The organism is Variovorax palleresanus, assembly GCF_051144945.1.
GTDB classification, from domain to species: Bacteria; Pseudomonadota; Gammaproteobacteria; order Burkholderiales; family Burkholderiaceae_C; genus Variovorax; species Variovorax paradoxus_S.
In genome coordinates this window covers 1387821-1404070 of sequence record NZ_JBJNVP010000002.1, presented here as the reverse complement: position 1 = coordinate 1404070, position 16250 = coordinate 1387821, and the positions used below count along the sequence as shown (strand labels likewise).

The window sequence follows — 16250 nt, the reverse complement described above, 5'->3', positions numbered from 1 at the left end:
TGCTCAGTCCAGCATCTCGGCCGCCACCGCGGTCGGCGCATCGGCCGGGTGCTCGGCCAGGGGCTCGAACTCGGTGATGTTGTCGATCTCGGTGCCCATCGCGATGTTGGTCACGCGCTCCAGCATCACCTCGATCACCACCGGCACGCTGAACTCGGCCATCAATGCCTCGGCGCGCTGGATGGCCGGCGCAATCTCTTCCTGCTTGTTCACCCGGATCGCCTTGCAGCCCAGGCCTTCCACCACCTTGAGGTGGTCCACGCCGTAGCTGCTCTCGATGCCGGCGTCGGGCCCCGCATTGATGTTGTCGAACGCGAGCTGCACGCAATAGTCCATCTCGAAACCGCGCTGCGCCTGGCGGATGAGCCCGAGGTAGGAGTTGTTGACCACGATGTGGATGTACGGCAGCTTGAACTGCGCGCCCACGGCCAGCTCTTCGATCATGAACTGGAAGTCGTAGTCGCCCGAGAGCGCGACGATCTTGCGCGACGGATCGGCGGCCCGCACGCCCAGTGCGGCCGGAATGGTCCAGCCCAGCGGGCCGGCCTGGCCGCAGTTGATCCAGTGGCGCGGGTTGTACACGTGCAGGAACTGCGCGGCCGCGATCTGCGAGAGCCCGATGGTGCTCACGTAGCAGGTGTCGTTGCTGAAGTTGTTGTTCATGCACTGGTACACGCGCTGCGGCTTCATCGGCACGCTGTCGAAGTTGGTCTTGCGCAGCATGGTCTTCTTGCGCTCGATGCACGACTTGGCCCAGGTGCGGCGGTCGGTGAGCTTGCCCGCGGCCTTCATCTCCTCGGCGATCTGGACGAAGAGCGTGAGCGCGACCTTGGCGTCCGACACGATGCCGAAGTCGGGCGTGAACACGCGGCCGATCTGCGTGGGCTCGATGTCCACGTGCACGAAGGTGCGGCCCTTGGTGTAGACGTCCACCGAGCCCGTGTGCCGGTTGGCCCAGCGGTTGCCGATGCCGAGCACGAAGTCGCTCGCCAGCATCGTCGCGTTGCCGTAGCGGTGGCTGGTCTGCAGGCCGCACATGCCGGCCATCAGCGGATGGTCGTCGGGGATCGAACCCCAGCCCATCAGCGTGGGGATCACCGGCACGCCGGTGGCTTCGGCAAAGCGCACGAGCAGGTCGGACGCATCGGCGTTGATGACGCCGCCGCCGGCCACGATCAGCGGGCGCTCGGCCGCGTTGAGCATGGCAATCGCCTTCTCGATCTGGGCCCGCGTGGCGGCCGGCTTGTAGGGGGTGAGCGGCTCGTAGCTGTCGATGTCGAATTCGATCTCGGCCATCTGCACGTCGAAGGGAAGGTCGATCAGCACCGGGCCCGGGCGGCCCGAGCGCATCAGGTGGAAAGCCTGCTGGAACACCTGCGGCACCTGGCCGGGTTCCCGCACCGTGACCGACCACTTGGTGACCGGCTTGGAGATCGACTCGATGTCGACCGCCTGGAAGTCTTCCTTGTAGAGCCGTGCGCGCGGCGCCTGGCCCGTGATGCAGAGGATGGGAATCGAATCGGCCCAGGCCGAATAGAGCCCCGTGATCATGTCGGTGCCCGCGGGCCCCGAGGTGCCGATGCACACGCCGATGTTGCCGGCCACCGCACGCGTGTAGCCCTCGGCCATGTGCGAGGCGCCCTCGACGTGGCGCGCGAGGATGTGGCCGATGCTGCCGCGCTGGCGCAGAGCCGAATACATCGGGTTGATGGCGGCACCGGGCACGCCGAAGGCCTGCGTCACGCCTTCTTTTTCCATCACCAGCACGGCGGCCTGGACCGCTTTCATTTTTGCCATGGGACTGTCTCCTTGAGTGAGGTCCACTGTAGGAAGCGGAGGCCATTCGAAGAAGACGGCTGCGGACCATAAAGCCTATTCCGGATTGGAATAAGTGATTACGATCCGGCCATGGACAGATTGTTGGCAATGGAAATGTTCGTGCGCGTGGTCGAGACCGGCAGCTTCTCGAAGGCGGCGCTCGAGTTCCACACCACGCAGCCCACCGTGACCAAGCAGGTCGCGGCCACCGAGGCGCGCCTGAAGGTGCGGCTGCTCAACCGCAACACGCGCGGCGTGAGCCTCACCGAGCCGGGTGCGCTCTACTACGAGAAGTGCAAGAACATCGTGCGCGAGGCCGAGGAGGCCGAGAGCATCGTGCAGCTGCGCCAGAACCAGGCGCAGGGGCTGCTGCGCATCGGCACCTCGGTGGCCTTTGGCCGCCGCGTGGTGGTGCCGCTGGCGCTCGAGTACATGCGCCGGCATCCGCAAGTGCAGCTCGACCTGAGCTTCGAGGACCGCTATGTCGACCTCATCGCGCAGGGCATCGACGTGGCCATCCGCATGGGCAAGCTGGCCGATTCATCGCTGGGCGCGCGCTATCTCGGCACCAACCCCTGGGCCATGGTCGCGGCGCCCGGCTACCTGAAGAAGCACGGCACGCCCAAACGCGCGCAGGACCTGAGCGCGCACGTGGCGCTCATCTACAGCAGCGTGGTGGGCGACGAGTTCTGGCGCATGCACACGCCCAAGGGCGATGCGGTGACGGTGCCCGTCTCGGGCCGCTTTCGCTCCAACAACCTTTCCGCCGTGTTGGCCGCGGCGCGCGACGGCCTGGGCATTGCGCTCATGCCGCGCTACGTGGCGAGCGAGTCGCTGGCTTCGGGCAAGGTGGTCGAAGTGCTCGGCGACCATAAGCTGCCCGAGCAGGAAATCCACGCCGTCTTTCCCTCGCCCAAGCTGGTGCCGGGCAAGGTGTCGGGTTTCGTGGCCTTCCTGCAGGGGCGGTTTGCCGAAGGGTGGTGGGCGGCCTGAACGCGCTCGCGATGCGCTTCAGGCCGGCACGAAGGCGCCGTGCAGGCCCAGCGGCAGTGCGTAGGGCAGCGTGGCCTGCGCCACCGGACCCGCCGCCAGGTGGTCGGCCGCGAAGCACGACAGCACCGTCTTCTGCCGGCCGAAATCGAGCACCGTGCCCAGCACCCAGCCCGGCCTGGTGCCGTCCGGCACGAAGACATGCTCTTCCACCATGGCCCGGGTGCCGTAGCTGAAGCGCTGGCTGCGGCCGGTTTCGACATCGGTTCGCGCGATCGCGCCGAAGCCCGGCACGTCGAGGCGCGTCTGTGTGGCATGCACCACCTGGCGATGGCGCAGGCCGACGCGGCGCGGATCGATGCGCGGAAACTCGGCCTCCAGCGGCAGCGCCTGCTGCGTGGCCTGGCCGGTGCCGAGGTTCAGCGTGGCGACGGTCAGCCGCGGGTCCGTGCTCTTCACGCGGCGCGCGCGCATCACTTCGCGGTTGGTCCTGAACACCGAATCGGCGTTGTCCGATCGCACGTAGTCGATGTGGACGAGCGTGCCGCGCGGCGTGTCTTCTTCCCAGGCATTGCCGACGTGGAACAGGAAGCCCGCCGGCAGCGCGAGCATCTGGCGCCGTTCCCAGTTCTGCTTGTCGACTACCAGCGCGCGCATGCCGAGTTCCGGCCGCCAGACGTGGGCATCGAGAAAGCTCGCGCCGGCCTCCTTGCGCTTGCCGTCGTAGACCAGCGGCGGCATCAGGAACACCATGTGCCGCTCGGTCACGGCGAAGTCATGGATCATCGGCATGTCGGCCACCGGCACCACGGTTGCGCGCCGCAGCGTGCCTTCGGGCGCAATCTCGTACAGCGCCAGCAGGCCCTGGCCGGAACTCACGCCAAAATTCCACACCGTGCCGTCCGGGTCGACCTTGGGATGGGCCGAGAACGGCATGCCCGCGAGGTCGGCGCGCCAGGTCTTCACGCCCAGCGTGTCCAGCGTGCGCGCGTCGACGCGTGTGGCCGAGCCGCCTTCCCACAGCGCCAGCACCTCGCCCTGCATCGGTAGCACGCTGGTGTTGGCGACGTTGATGCTGTCGGCCGAGGTCGGCGGCTCGACGCCCGGCGGCATGGTGCCGAAGGCCTCGAACAGGCGGCGGCCGGCCCGCACCTCGGCCACGCGCTTGGGCGTGGCGACATAGCGCCCCTGGTGCCGCACGTCGGCCCCGTCGATCACGAAGCGGTGCACCATGCCGTCGCCGTCGAACCAGTGGTGGTAGCGCTCGCCGCCCAGGTCGTGGCCGGCCGGGCCGATGCGAAACAGCGTGCCGGCCACCGCATCGGGGAAGCGCCCGCGCACCGTGGCGCGGGTCAGCGGCAGGTCGTCCGGGGGCGTGGCGAAGCCGGTCTTCCAGGGCGTGGCGGCGGCTTCGAAACGGGCTTGCCAGTCGTCGGCCGTACCGGCCGCGCGGGCCAGCGGAGTCAGCGGTGCCAAGAGGGGCAGGGCGCCGGCCGAAGCCAGCAGGCGCAGGAGTTCGCGTCGTTCCATGGCGGCGTCTCCTCAGCGCAGGTGAATGACGGTCTGCAGGTCGGCCTCGACGCTGATCGCCGCGGCTTCGAAGGCGGGCGCGGCGCGGTTGCCCTTCGCGTCGTTCGAGAAGCCGTAGCGCTCGGTCGGCATGCCCATGAGGTTGGCGTCGAGCTTGCCGTTGCCGTTCTCGTCGGCGAACGCCCGCAGCGCGTAGCGCCCCGGCGCCAGTCCCGTGAACACGAGGCGGGCGTTGCCGCCCAGCATCGGCGCGGTCTGCGAGGCCACGGCCTTGCTGTCGGCGTAGCTGGCGGCGTCGTTGTACAGTGCCACGTAGAGCGTGGCTTCGGCGGCCGGGCCGTCGGCCACGTTCAGGCTCAGGTCGGCCGCCAGCGCGGCCAGCGGGGAGAGGAGTGCGGCGGCGCACAGGGCGCGCGCATCCGGTCGGGGCAGTGGAAAGTTCACGGGCAGACCTCTTCTGGAAGTTGGAGGCCTCGACGATCTCGCAGCCGGCACGCGCTCGCCAGCGCCATGCGACGGAATGCGAAAACGCGCGCGCGAAATGCACGCGGCAGGCGCGGGGCGCACCCGCCTCGGTGCCCGCGGCCGCCTCGCCTGGGCGGCCTTCAAGGGCTTGCTTCAGCTGTTGTTGTTCTTGTCGTCGCCGGCGCTGGTTTCGAGCTGGCCCGACTCCACGAACAGGCTCCACGCCGCCATGAACAGCGCCGCGATCACCGGCCCGACCACGAAGCCGTTGATGCCGAAGATCGCCATGCCCCCGATGGTCGACATCAGCACGATGTAGTCGGGCATCTGCGTGTCCTTGCCCACCAGCACCGGGCGAAGGACGTTATCGACCAGCCCGATCACGAACACACCGATGAAGATCAGGATGCCGCCCTGCCAGAAATGGCCGGTGGCCAGGTAGTAGATGGCCACCGGGCCCCAGATGAGCGCCGCGCCCACGGCCGGCAGCAGCGAGAGAAAGGCCATCAGCACGGCCCACAGCAGCGCGCCCTGCACGCCCAGCAGCCAGAACGCAATTCCGCCGATGGCGCCCTGCGCGATGGCCACCGCCACGTTGCCCTTGATGGTGGCGCGGATCACGGTCGTGAACTTGTTGAGCAGGTAGTGCGTGTGCGGCTTGGCCAGCGGCACTGCTTCGCGCATCATCTTGGACAGCGCCGTGCCGTCGCGCACCAGGAAATACAGCAGGTACAGCATCACGAAGAAGCTGATGACGAAGTCGAAAGTGTTCTGGCCGATGGTGAGCGCCTGGCCTGCGATGAGCTGGCTGCCTTGCGCGGCGCCCGCGGAAATGCGGTCCTGCCAGGCCTGCATGTCGCCGAGGTTTAAGCGGTCGAAGATGCTCACCAGCCATTGCGGCAAGGCATTGAGGATCTGCTGGAAGTAGGCCGCGAAATTGATCTGCCCGGACCGGATGTTCTGCGTGACCTGCACGATTTCCTGCACCAGCGACACCCCGACCATGGCCAGCGGAAGAATCACGATGAAGAGGCAGATAGTCAGCGTGGAAAGCGCCGCGGCGTTGTGCCAGCCGGGCATTTTCTTGAGCAGCCGCTTGTAGAGCGGCGTGAACAGGATCGCCAGCGCAACGCCCCACAGCACTGCGCCGAAGAACGGCATCAGCACCCAGAGAAAGGCCACGGTGACGACGGCGAGCAGGGCGAGGAACACGCCGCGCTGGAGTTGGGGTGAGTTCATAGGTGATTCGGACTGTAGCCGAGCCGGAACACACGCCCGTGTCGGCCGGCATGCACTTGTCCTTGTCCTTGTCCTTGTCGCCCCGCTGGCGGGCCGGGCGCCGCCGCCCGCTGCCCGCCGCGGCGGCTTCAGCGCCGGGCGCGCGGCAGCGCCACCGGCGCCAGGGTGGCGCGCAGCCGGGCCGGAGCGTCGGGCTCGGCCGCGGTTTCCACCTCGAGCGAGCGTTCGACATTGCCGATGTGCTCGATCATCAGCGTGCGCGCCCTGGCCGTGTCGCCGGCCTCCAGCGCGGCGACGATGGCGCCATGCTCGGCACACGATTGCCCGGCTTCGTGCTTCGACTGGTAGAGCGTGGCGGCCAGCGTGGTGCGGGCCGTCAGGTCGCGCAGCACGTCGACCAGCAACTGGTGCCCCATCTGCTCGGCCAGGCAGACATGAAAGTCCGCCAGCAGGAAGGCGCGGGTGGCGGCGTCGGCGGCCTCGATGGCGCGCCGCTCGTCGGCAATGTGGTCGCGCAGCTTGCGGATCACCTTTTGCAGCGGGCGGCCTTCGCTTTCGGCCAGGATGCCCGCCTCGACGATGCGCCGCGCCGAGAAGGCATCGCGCGCTTCTTCGGCCGAGGGCTCCACCACGTACCAGCCGCGGCGCGACTGCACCTCGACGAAGCCGCGCGCCTGCAGCTGCATGAGCGCTTCGCGCACCATGGTCCGGCTGACCGCGAAGTTCTCGGCCAGCGCCTGTTCGCCAAGCCGCTCGCCGGGTGCGAGCTTTTGCGCCAGGATGGCCTCGACCACGCGCTCCGCGATGGAGGTGGGAGTGACGTCGGTGCTCATCGGCTTCAGTGGCCGCCGATGCCCGCGCCCAAGGGCGCCGCCGGAAGCTCGGGCTCGGCCAGCGGCTCGTCGTCGGGCGAGTCGGTACCGTTGAGCACCGCATGCGCGCGCTCGCGGTCGATGTCGCCTTCCCAGGCGGCGATGGCCACAGTGGCCACGCAATTGCCGATCAGGTTGCCCAGCGCGCGGGCGATGCCCATGAACCAGTCGACCGAAAGCACCAGCACCAGCCCGATGGCGGGAATCGCCGGAATGGCGTGCAGCGTGGCCGCCAGCACCACGATGGCCGAGCCCGGCACCCCGTGCGCGCCCTTGGAAGTGACCAGCGCAATGGCCAGGATGGTCAGCAGGTCGGCCATCGAGATCGGCGTGTTGGTGGCCTGCGCGATGAACACGGCCGCCAGCGTGATGTAGATCGAGAACGCGTCGAGGTTGAACGAGTAGCCGGTGGGAATCACCAGGCCCACGGTTGAATCGCGGATGCCCATGCGGCGCAGCTTGGCCATGATCTGCGGCAGCACGCTGTCCGACGAGGTGGTGGCGAACACGATGGCCAGCTCTTCGCGCAGGTAGCGCAGCAGCTTCCACAGGCTGAAGCCCGACATGCGCATGACCAGCCCGAGCACCACGAACACGAAGACCAGCACCGCGCCGTAGAAGAGGGCGACCAGCATGCCGAGCTGCTTGAGCGAGCCGATGCCGTATTTGCCCACGGTGAAGGCAATGGCGCCCAGCACGCCGAGCGGCGCCAGCTTGATGATGATGCCCATGATCTTGAACAGCACCAGCGACAGCGCGTCCACCACCACGCCCACCGGCTTGCCGCGATCGCCCAGCAGCGCCAGCGCGCAGCCGAACAGCACCGCGAACAGCAGCACCTGCAGCACGTCGCCGGTGGCAAAGGCGTTGACCACCGTGGTGGGGATCAGCTTCATCAGGAACTCGACCGTGCCGCCGCTCGTGAGCTTGTCGGCGTTCGAGGCATAGGCGCTCATGGCGTTGGCGTCGAGCTTGCCCGGATCCACGTTCATGCCCACGCCAGGCTGGAACACGAAGGCCAGCACCAGGCCCATCGCCAGCGCGATGGTGGTCAGCACCTCGAAGTAGATCAGCGCCTTCACGCCGACCCGGCCCACGCGCTTCAGGTCGCCCGCGCCCGCGATGCCGTGCACCACCACGCAGAACACCAGCACCGGGATGATCATCTTGATCAGCTTGATGAAGCCGTCGCCGAGCGGCTTGAGCTTGACGGCGAATTCCGGCACGAAGAGGCCGGCCAACACGCCGAGCACCAGCGCGATGACGACCTGGCCGAAGAGGGATTTGGCAAAGCGAGGCATGGAGTCTCCTGTCTGTCTGTCTGTCTTGTCTGGGTTTGCATGCATGCAAGTCAGGCCTTGTCTTGCATACAAGCAATGTTGCCTACGGGGAATTAAGTCGTGGACTGGGGAATAAAGTGCTGGACCGGGGAACAAACCGGTGGACTGCAGGCGCAGGAGGCCTCCAACCGAGGGCTGTGCCACACCCGCCCCCGGCGCGATCCGCAGGCGTTCTGCGCCGGGAAGTGCCGCAGCATCCATGACCTGGCAGGATTTACCGGCGAGCCTTCTTGATCCGCTGTTCCCTCAGGGCGATCTCCAGGACTGAAATCGAATCGAGACAGTCCCGCACCGATGCGTCCTCGAGCCTCTTGTGCAAGGCCTTGATCTCCAAGCCTACCTTGGAATGAACCAGCGTAGCAAAGAGTTCATCGGCCGCAGCCGAGTTGGCAACACTCTTTCTGATCAACCTCAGCCCGGCAGATGTGAGCGCGTAGAACCTGCGACCTTCGCGAAGCGGCCGGCGTGGTTGCGTGGGCTTGAGATTCACAGGCTCGATCAATCCTTTGCGTCGCATTGTCGAGAGCTGCGTGACGATGCGCGTTTGGGGACACATCATGAGCGATGCGAGTCGCTTCGGGCTCATTGGGATGCGCTCAGCTTCGGATGCGTCCTTGTCGAGATGAAACGCGATGAGCCACTGTGTCGCGTTCAGTTTCGACTTGCCGGCGACCTCCGTGATGAAGCGGGTTGCAAGCTCGCCTATCGCCGCTAGGCGCGGCAATAGCAAAGGGCTGTGAGAGGGGCGCACGGATGAAAACGGTCAGCAAGAGATCGACGTGGACCGACGCGGCGTGACCCACTTGTATTAGGCGCAATTACAACACCAAGAAAAATGACCGATCTTTGCTTTGACGCCGAAAAGAAATTCAAAAATGAATCAGAGCGTCCAGATTTCGCCATGTCAGAAGGCCGTCGAACTTGGTCTTCGAGCGGCTTCGGCGCTCTGCTTCGGATGAAGTTGCGCACGGGGGAGATTTGCACAGACGGGCCTCGGAGCAAGGTGGAAAGCACCTTGTTTTTTGACGATCTGCTGTGGAATTCTTGGTTTCGCGCAGTACTACTGCACGAAGGAAATCAGGCCTTCGAGGCCTACTTGCGCTGGTTCTTGGCCCTGCACGATCATGGGGGATGACCTCGAACCAGACCGATGTTTTGATGCCGGATCCGACGCAGAACGGCTGTGCCGCCGCACCTGCGCAGCAGCGCATCGAATCGTTCCTCATGTCGCGCTACGGACCGGTGATGGATTCGCCAGTGCTCGCCGAAGTGCTGCGATTCAAGACCGTCGCTGCGCTGGAAAAAAGCATGGAGCGAGGGCATGTGCCCATCCGCTGCATGGACACACCGCACCGGCGAGGCAAATATTTCCTGACCGCAGATGTTGCCGCCTACCTAGTGGCGCAGTTTGCAGAGTCACCCACAGAACCGCAGCCCGGTGAGCCGCCCGCGACGGTGGGGCACTTGGCCGGAAAGGAGCACGAGAAGACCCCCAAGCACTAACAGGCCACTGATGGCAGAAAGCCCGCACGCAGGTTCAGAACTGCGTACGGGCCCTTTGAAGTCTGCACTCCTAACCGAAAGCTGACTTTACTGCCGCTGGCGCGAGGTTTCAAGACCTTTCGCGCTGGGGAGACGCACGTCTTCAATTTGGTCGCGATCTGTCGTTCCTGGTCGCGCAATGCGTATCGCCGCTGCAACAGCAGCGGTGTGCGCGTCCGCGCGCCGGACGGACAGTCGCCGAGGGGCTTCCCGTGCAAATGGGCCCGAAAGGGCGTTTTGCAAAGAGGAAGTTAATGAACCATTCCATATCCGATCCACTGTCGTCCCAGTGGAAGTCATGTGCCTCGCCAAGCTCGGCAGGCTCTTCAGTTGCGACCTCATCCCAACGCAGTCGCCGTTGGCCAGCCGCAATGGAGGTGCATCTTGGCTAAGCACCGATACGCGATGGACGAAGACAAGATCGCCAGGTTCATCGAAGAGGGGCGAGGTCAAGGCGAAGGGGCTGACTACAAACCCTTCCTCACCATCCACGATGTGCCTTCCAACGGCTTGTCGTCGCGAGTTCCCGGCCGCAAGACCGGGCGGCTGCATCACACGCTGTCCAAGATCGAGCGAGCGCTGATCTTGATCTACGACTGGGACGATAACGTGAGCGACTTGCGCGAGCAATTTCCGCTCGATCGCGAAGTGACGCGGCAGATCGCCGCGAGCATGGGGGTCAAGCATCCCCAGGACCCAAAAACCGGCGTTGACATCGTCATGACCACCGACGTTGTCGTGACCTACGGCAAGGATGCGGCAAAGCGGCTCTTGCCGCGGGCGGCCAAGACCACGAAAGAGCTCAACGACAGTGCGCGCGTGATCGAGAAGCTCGAGATCGAGTCACGTTACTGGGAAATGCAAGGAGCGCCGTGGGCCCTGATCACCGAGCGTGAAATTCCCGCCGTGCGCGTAGGCAACCTTGAGTGGCTCGCGGAGATGCGAAGCCTGGAGCACCTGGTCACGCCTCATCCGGACTATTGGCGCGACAGGTGCCAGCAGTTCATTCACGCTCTGGCGCGTACGCAGGGCGCAAGCATGCAGTGGTTGTGCCAGCAGCTTCAGAACGACTGCGGATTTGAGGTGGGCGAGGCGCTGACCGCGCTGCGTCACCTTGCGTCGAACAAGCGCCTGGTCTATGACCTTGATCGCCCGTTCGATATCAAGGAGTCCGCGGGCGTCTTCTGGTTGGCGGATGACAAAGTTGCGGCTTCGATGAATCTGCGGAGGGCCGCCTGATGCTATTCGTCAACACGGTCCTGGTGTATTCAGGCGCGGACCCAGATAAGCCACAGCGGCTGCGATTGCTCTGGCTGCATCCGTCCAACAGGGTCTGGTTCGTGGTCGACATCGATGATCGACATGCATTTCCTACGATCCGCGAATCGGAAGAGCTCTCCGATGACGTACTGGCAGGCCGGGCGCTTCTTCTGAAGCCAGAAGAGGACCCATTCTTGCCTGTCACGTCGACAGCCTCGCCGAGCGATTCGCAAGTTCGCGTGCGCGACGCGGCCTGGAACTCCATAGCGACGATGGTGGTCATGCTGCCGGAGATATTCCATCCGCAGCGGCGTTCTCGGGAGATCACGCTGCACATCGAGAGCAAGGGAGGCAGCAAGCAGGCGATCTACGACAACCTTCGCCGCTACTGGCAGCGCGGTCAAGTCAAGAATGCCTTGCTGCCGGACTTCCCCAACTGCGGGGCCAAGGGGAAGGAGCGTAACTACACGGAAGGGGTGAAGCGGGGGCGGCCGCGCAAGTACGGCACCGAGGTTGGCACCAACGTCTCGAAGGCAATGCGCAAAATATTTGCGGTGGCCGTGGGCGTCTATACCAGTGAGAACGGATTCACCATCAAGGGCGTTTATGACGACATGGTGGCGAGGTTCTTCACGCGCCGCGTCAGGAATGAGGAGACACAGCGCGAGGAAAGCGTCGGCCGAACACTCGACGCAAAGTCCGGCGAATGGCTGCGCCCCACGCTCGATCAGTTCAAGTTCTGGTTCTACAAGGAGCTCGACCGCTTCGACATAAGGCGGCGGCGCGTAGGCGCCAAGATCTACGACAAGGACATGCGCGGCTACATCGGGACGGCAACGCAGGGCGTGTGGGGGCCTGGCGCGCGCTATGCGATCGATGCCACCATCGCCGACGTCTACATCGTGTCGCGGCTCAACCGCAAGAAGATCGTAGGTCGACCCGTCGTCTACGTGGTGATCGATGTCTTCTCACGCATGATAGTGGGTATTTACATCGGTCTGGAGGGGCCATCCTGGGTGGGCGCGATGATGGCCTTGGCGAACACCGCTACGGACAAGGTCGCCTTCTGTGCCCAATACGGTCTGGAAATCAACCCCGAAGACTGGCCGTGCCGACACCTTTGCACATTCCTTCTCGGAGATCGTGGCGAGTTGGAGAGCGAGAAGGTGGAAATGCTCCAGGCCATGTTCGGAGTGATCGTGGAAAACACGGCGCCCTACCGGGCCGACTGGAAGGGCGTCGTCGAAACCCGCTTTCGGTTATTGCCCGCGAAGTTCAAGCCATATACCCCGGGGTACGTGAAGAAAGACTTCCGTGCCCGCGGCGGCAGCGACTACCGGTTGGACGCGACGCTCGATCTGGATCAGTTCACCAAGATCATCATCGGCTGCGTCCTCTACTTCAACAACCATCACGAACTGAAGGACTACGACGCCGATCGCGGGGTCGTCGAGGATGAGGTCTTGCCGGTGCCCTGCGATCTGTGGGAATGGGGCATCGCGAACCGCAGCGGGCAGTTGCGTCAGTACCCCGAGGACCTCGTCAAGTTCGCCCTCATGCCGACCGGTTCCGCGAGCGTCACGAAGGAAGGGGTTCTTTTTCGCGGGCAGCACTACACCTGCGAACGGGCGATGGCCGAACATTGGTTCGACCGGGCCCGGCAGGAGGGGCGTTGGTCGGCCAAGGTGTCCTACGACTCGCGCTGCATGGAGCGCATCTATCTGCATCGCAACGACGAAAAGAAGTTCGATGTGTGCACCTTCACACCGCGCAGCCGAGCGTTCCTGGGGCTCTCCGAATGGGAAATCGGCGAGCAGGGCGAGTCCGCGAAGAACGCTTCGGCCAACCATCGCGCGAATCAGCAACTCGCAGACTCGGCGCTCGTGACTCTGATCGACGAGACCATTGCCGATGCGCAGGCACAGGCGGGAGCACCTTCGACGGAGAGCAATCGCGCCCGGGTGGCCCAGATTCGTACGAATCGTGCCGAAGAAAAGCAGGAGCGTCGAAGCGACGAAGTGTTCACCCCTTCCGACGGGACGGCGCACGCAGTTGCATCACCTGCCAAGCGGCCCCCATCCAACGGAGGCGAAGTCCTCCAATTCCCCACCCCGGCGCAACAGGAAGACGCCGAGCCGAGCATTCTTGAAATCATGCAAATCGGAGTTGCCAAATGACCCAGTTCAATTTTGAAGCCGCCAATCTCCCCGAGTACGAGGGGAATCCGTTCATCGCAAAGCTGCCGCCGATCCTCTCCATGCAGGAATGGGCCGCGGTCCTGCGCGGCAATGTGATCTTTGATCCAAGGGAGCGTAACTACCCCGCGAAACTGAGAAAGCACTGCGTCATGCGGTTGCTGCGGTACTTCGAACCCATGGACCGGCAGATCCGGCTGGCAGAGCGGCTGGACATGATGATCCGGCAGGGGTACATGGGGCGCAATCCGGCAGCACAGGGCTACGCTGCTCGTCTGGCCGGAGGGGTTCGCAGTGCCATCGAAGACATCGAGGCAAGCAACGTCATTCCTTTCTTCCACCCGACCGCGCTGAGCTTTGCGTTGACGGGGTGTTCGGGCGTGGGAAAGACGCGCGCGGAAGAGCAGGTTCTCCTGCAGTACCCGCAGATCATTGTTCATCCCGAACTGAACATGGTCCAGTTGGTATGGCTCAAGCTGGAAAGTCCTCAGAAAGGGGGGCCTAAGCAACTGTGCATCGATTTCTTCACCGCCGTGGACCAGTTGCTCGGCACGAAATACTTCAAGCTCTACGGCAAGGGTGGTGAGGACGAGATGGTCGTGCACATGGCGCAGGTTGCCACGCTTCACGGGATCGGCCTTCTGGTGATCGATGAAATCCAGCATCTGAAGCACGCGCGCTCCGGTGCCGGCGAAGAGGTGCTCAGCTTCCTGGTGAAGCTGGTCAACACGATCGGCATTCCCGTCGAGTTGATCGGCACGCCCAGTGCCGTCCAGGTTCTGCAGGGCAATTTCAGGCAGGGGCGCCGCTCCAGCGGCCTTGGCGCCTTGCATTGGGATCCGATGCCCAAGGATGAGGTGTGGGAGTACTTTCTGCAGAAGATGTGGACGTTCCAGTGGACGCGCAATGCGACGCCGCTGACGCAGGACCTCAGCAACGTGCTCCACGATGAATCGCAAGGCGTGACCGACCTGGTGGTCAAGATGTTCATGCTTGCGCAAATGCGTCTGATCTCGATCGGCGAGACGCGCCCCGACTCGAAGGAGATCATTACGCCCAATCTCATCCGGCGTGTTGCCAGGGAGGATTTCTGGTTGGTCGCACCGATGATCCAGGCGCTTCGTCTGAAGGACAGCAAGGCACTGGTGAAGTACGACGATCTTCAAACGTTTCAGATATACGTGGGCGGGGTATTGCAATCGGCCGCTTCGTCATCGCTGGTCGTGGGGGTGCAACCGGCATCAGACCAGGTCAAGCCCGCAGCGACTGGACCCGAGACGCCGGCTCAGAAGATGGTGAGCGCGCTTCAGGCGTTCGGAGTCTCCGAAGACATTGCAAAGGTTCTGGTCGAGAGCCTGGGCGCAGAGGTCGAGGGGGCCAATCCGTTGGATCTGCTGAAGCGGGTCGCCCAGCAGATCGAGGTGGGCACACCAGAAAAGGCGAAGACGGAAGCGGGGGGCCAAAGCACCCGGGCAGCCAAGGCGACCGCCAAGGTGAAGAGTACCAAATTGAAGTCGGTTAGCAACAAGGAGAAGGTCTCCGAAAAGGATCACGAGTCCCCTCAACCGCAGGAACTGCAGCCCACCGATCTGCGCTACATCGTCGCGCAAGGGGCGACTCGAGCCCTCTCTCCCTACCAAGCCCTGTGCGAGTCGAGGGTCGTCGTGTCCCCTGTGCTCGATCTGCAGCAGCAGCAGGCGCGTTGATCGTGCTGGCGTATTTTCCGAAACCCTATCCTGGCGAGATCCTCTACAGCGTGCTGGCTCGCTCGTGGGTTCACCTGGGACAACCAAAACCCAGACTCTTCATGGAGATGGTTTTTGGTCGGAAGAGCGCCAGGGCGGTGCTCGATCTGCCGGGGCACCTCGATCAACTCGCGATGCACGTGCCCTTTCACGCCGTGGAAGCAGACCGGGTGATCGACGAACTGACCCTGTTCCCCTACTTCACGGCCTTCGAGCCGCCAAAGATGCGCGAAGCGCTGAGGAAGGGGATGAAAACGGGACGCCTCAATACGATTCAAGCCCTCTCGGGATTGCAAGCGTACGCCGTGGGTCGCGTCGGGGAGCTACGTTACTGTCCGAACTGTGCCGCAGAGATGTATGAGAACTATGGGGAGCTCTACTGGCTGCGGGAGCACCAACTTCCCGGTGTGCTCATGTGCCATCGGCATCGCACAAGTCTCTGCCTGAGTGCGCAAAGGCGCCAGTCCCATTTCTTTCAGCCGGCTTCATGGAGCACATGCCCGGTCGAGGCGGAGCCGATCGTGCCTCCTGGCCACTGGGATGTGATGCCGCACTTGGAGCGGCTGGCGTTGCTGAGCAAGCGTCTGCTGGACGAGCCGCCACCGGCACGCACGTTGAAGGAGTGGCGCGCTCATTACTTCCAACTGCTGCATGAAACGGATCTTTCAAGGTCCGCGTTGATGATCGACCAGAAGTTGCTGAACGCCAGTTTGCGCCAGTTCTATGGTCGTGCGCTGGAACTATTGCCGGACGTCATGGACGGAGAGACGCTTCGCGGAAACTGGCTGACTCACATGGTGCGAAACGATCGGCGCTCTGTTCATCCGCTCTATCACGTGCTGCTGCAGGATTTCCTTGAGCAACGAGATCAGCACCGATCGCCGTTCGGACCTGGGCCCTGGGTGTGCGGTAGCGAGGTCTGTCCCGTCGAGGAGCGCTTGCCGATCACGACGTTCACCTGGCACCAGTTGCGCAATGCTCGGCGCATGGCTGTTTTCACCTGTGATTGTGGCTACAGTTACACGCGTTCCTTTGATGAGGCCACGGGGACCACCGGAAAACCGACCCTGCTTCTGTTCCATGCGCCCGTTGCCAAGGAACTGGAACCGCTACCGGCAACTTAGACAGGTAGGTGCGGATGTTCTTCGGTGGCCTCGACCCTGCGATCGTCACCGGCGCTCAGTCATACGCCGAGGGTTTCATGACGATGTCATGAACTTTGCGCCATGCTACGAACTACGGCCAGCTTGGCCG

At 64.0% G+C, this 16250-nt stretch carries 14 protein-coding genes; 7 read left to right on the top strand and 7 right to left on the bottom strand.

The window, feature by feature from the left end:
• Positions 1–3: 3 nt before the first annotated feature.
• Complete coding sequence (gene gcl, locus ACJ7Z0_RS10355) at positions 4–1797, bottom strand: glyoxylate carboligase (protein WP_434789793.1); 1794 nt, start codon at positions 1795–1797, stop codon at positions 4–6.
• A gap of 111 nt (positions 1798–1908) precedes the next feature.
• On the opposite strand from gcl, the gene ACJ7Z0_RS10350 reads away from it, so the two are divergent.
• Positions 1909–2811, top strand: coding sequence for a LysR family transcriptional regulator (locus ACJ7Z0_RS10350; RefSeq protein WP_434789792.1), 903 nt, complete (start codon positions 1909–1911; stop codon positions 2809–2811).
• 18 nt (positions 2812–2829) lie between these two features.
• On the opposite strand, the gene ACJ7Z0_RS10345 is transcribed toward ACJ7Z0_RS10350, so the two are convergent.
• The 6 genes from ACJ7Z0_RS10345 to ACJ7Z0_RS10320 form a co-directional block, all read right to left on the bottom strand.
• Positions 2830–4338, bottom strand: coding sequence for a carotenoid oxygenase family protein (locus ACJ7Z0_RS10345; RefSeq protein ID WP_434789791.1), 1509 nt, complete (start codon positions 4336–4338; stop codon positions 2830–2832).
• A 12-nt stretch (positions 4339–4350) separates the two neighbouring features.
• Positions 4351–4782, bottom strand: a complete 432-nt coding sequence (locus ACJ7Z0_RS10340; protein WP_434789790.1) for a DUF2141 domain-containing protein — start codon at positions 4780–4782, stop codon at positions 4351–4353.
• Positions 4783–4956: 174 nt separating this feature from the next.
• On the bottom strand, positions 4957–6042 hold the full coding sequence (locus ACJ7Z0_RS10335) for an AI-2E family transporter (RefSeq protein ID WP_434789789.1): 1086 nt from the start codon (positions 6040–6042) through the stop codon (positions 4957–4959).
• A 128-nt stretch (positions 6043–6170) separates the two neighbouring features.
• Positions 6171–6875: a GntR family transcriptional regulator gene (locus ACJ7Z0_RS10330; protein WP_369655047.1), complete on the bottom strand. Its 705-nt coding sequence runs from the start codon at positions 6873–6875 to the stop codon at positions 6171–6173.
• 5 nt (positions 6876–6880) lie between these two features.
• Positions 6881–8215, bottom strand: a complete 1335-nt coding sequence (locus ACJ7Z0_RS10325) for a C4-dicarboxylate transporter DctA (RefSeq protein WP_434789788.1) — start codon at positions 8213–8215, stop codon at positions 6881–6883.
• Positions 8216–8468: 253 nt separating this feature from the next.
• Positions 8469–9005, bottom strand: coding sequence for a hypothetical protein (locus ACJ7Z0_RS10320; protein WP_434789787.1), 537 nt, complete (start codon positions 9003–9005; stop codon positions 8469–8471).
• Between the two features lie 84 nt (positions 9006–9089).
• Here ACJ7Z0_RS10320 and ACJ7Z0_RS10315 point away from each other — a divergent pair, with 84 nt between their 5' ends.
• From ACJ7Z0_RS10315 to ACJ7Z0_RS10290, 6 genes are all read left to right on the top strand, one after another.
• A complete protein-coding gene (locus ACJ7Z0_RS10315) occupies positions 9090–9389 on the top strand; it encodes a hypothetical protein (protein WP_434789786.1) in 300 nt (99 codons plus the stop codon).
• Complete coding sequence (locus ACJ7Z0_RS10310) at positions 9386–9757, top strand: hypothetical protein (RefSeq protein WP_434789785.1); 372 nt, start codon at positions 9386–9388, stop codon at positions 9755–9757. The genes ACJ7Z0_RS10315 and ACJ7Z0_RS10310 overlap by 4 nt, the downstream gene beginning before the upstream one ends.
• A 444-nt stretch (positions 9758–10201) precedes the next feature.
• Positions 10202–11035 (top strand): TnsA endonuclease N-terminal domain-containing protein, encoded by an 834-nt coding sequence (locus tag ACJ7Z0_RS10305; protein ID WP_434789784.1) that lies wholly within the window; start codon positions 10202–10204, stop codon positions 11033–11035.
• On the top strand, positions 11035–13233 hold the full coding sequence (locus ACJ7Z0_RS10300) for a TnsB C-terminal domain-containing protein (protein ID WP_434789783.1): 2199 nt from the start codon (positions 11035–11037) through the stop codon (positions 13231–13233). Before ACJ7Z0_RS10305 ends, ACJ7Z0_RS10300 begins: the two co-directional genes overlap by 1 nt.
• On the top strand, positions 13230–14957 hold the full coding sequence (locus ACJ7Z0_RS10295; protein WP_434789782.1) for an ATP-binding protein: 1728 nt from the start codon (positions 13230–13232) through the stop codon (positions 14955–14957). The genes ACJ7Z0_RS10300 and ACJ7Z0_RS10295 overlap by 4 nt, the downstream gene beginning before the upstream one ends.
• A 2-nt stretch (positions 14958–14959) precedes the next feature.
• Entirely contained in the window at positions 14960–16120 is a 1161-nt protein-coding gene (locus ACJ7Z0_RS10290; RefSeq protein ID WP_434792644.1) for a TnsD family Tn7-like transposition protein, read from the top strand.
• The last annotated feature ends 130 nt before the right edge of the window (positions 16121–16250 follow it).

Bases quoted from the DNA above. Each gene is read 5' to 3' on its own strand.
- ACJ7Z0_RS10300 (WP_434789783.1), top strand. From the start codon at position 11,035: ATGCTATTCGTCAACACGGTCCTGGTGTATTCAGGCGCGGACCCAGAT.
- ACJ7Z0_RS10295 (WP_434789782.1), top strand. From the start codon at position 13,230: ATGACCCAGTTCAATTTTGAAGCCGCCAATCTCCCCGAGTACGAGGGG.
- gcl (WP_434789793.1), bottom strand. From the start codon at position 1,797: ATGGCAAAAATGAAAGCGGTCCAGGCCGCCGTGCTGGTGATGGAAAAA.
- ACJ7Z0_RS10335 (WP_434789789.1), bottom strand. From the start codon at position 6,042: ATGAACTCACCCCAACTCCAGCGCGGCGTGTTCCTCGCCCTGCTCGCC.
- ACJ7Z0_RS10305 (WP_434789784.1), top strand. From the start codon at position 10,202: ATGGACGAAGACAAGATCGCCAGGTTCATCGAAGAGGGGCGAGGTCAA.
- ACJ7Z0_RS10310 (WP_434789785.1), top strand. From the start codon at position 9,386: ATGACCTCGAACCAGACCGATGTTTTGATGCCGGATCCGACGCAGAAC.
- ACJ7Z0_RS10330 (WP_369655047.1), bottom strand. From the start codon at position 6,875: ATGAGCACCGACGTCACTCCCACCTCCATCGCGGAGCGCGTGGTCGAG.
- ACJ7Z0_RS10345 (WP_434789791.1), bottom strand. From the start codon at position 4,338: ATGGAACGACGCGAACTCCTGCGCCTGCTGGCTTCGGCCGGCGCCCTG.
- ACJ7Z0_RS10325 (WP_434789788.1), bottom strand. From the start codon at position 8,215: ATGCCTCGCTTTGCCAAATCCCTCTTCGGCCAGGTCGTCATCGCGCTG.
- ACJ7Z0_RS10350 (WP_434789792.1), top strand. From the start codon at position 1,909: ATGGACAGATTGTTGGCAATGGAAATGTTCGTGCGCGTGGTCGAGACC.
- ACJ7Z0_RS10315 (WP_434789786.1), top strand. From the start codon at position 9,090: ATGACCGATCTTTGCTTTGACGCCGAAAAGAAATTCAAAAATGAATCA.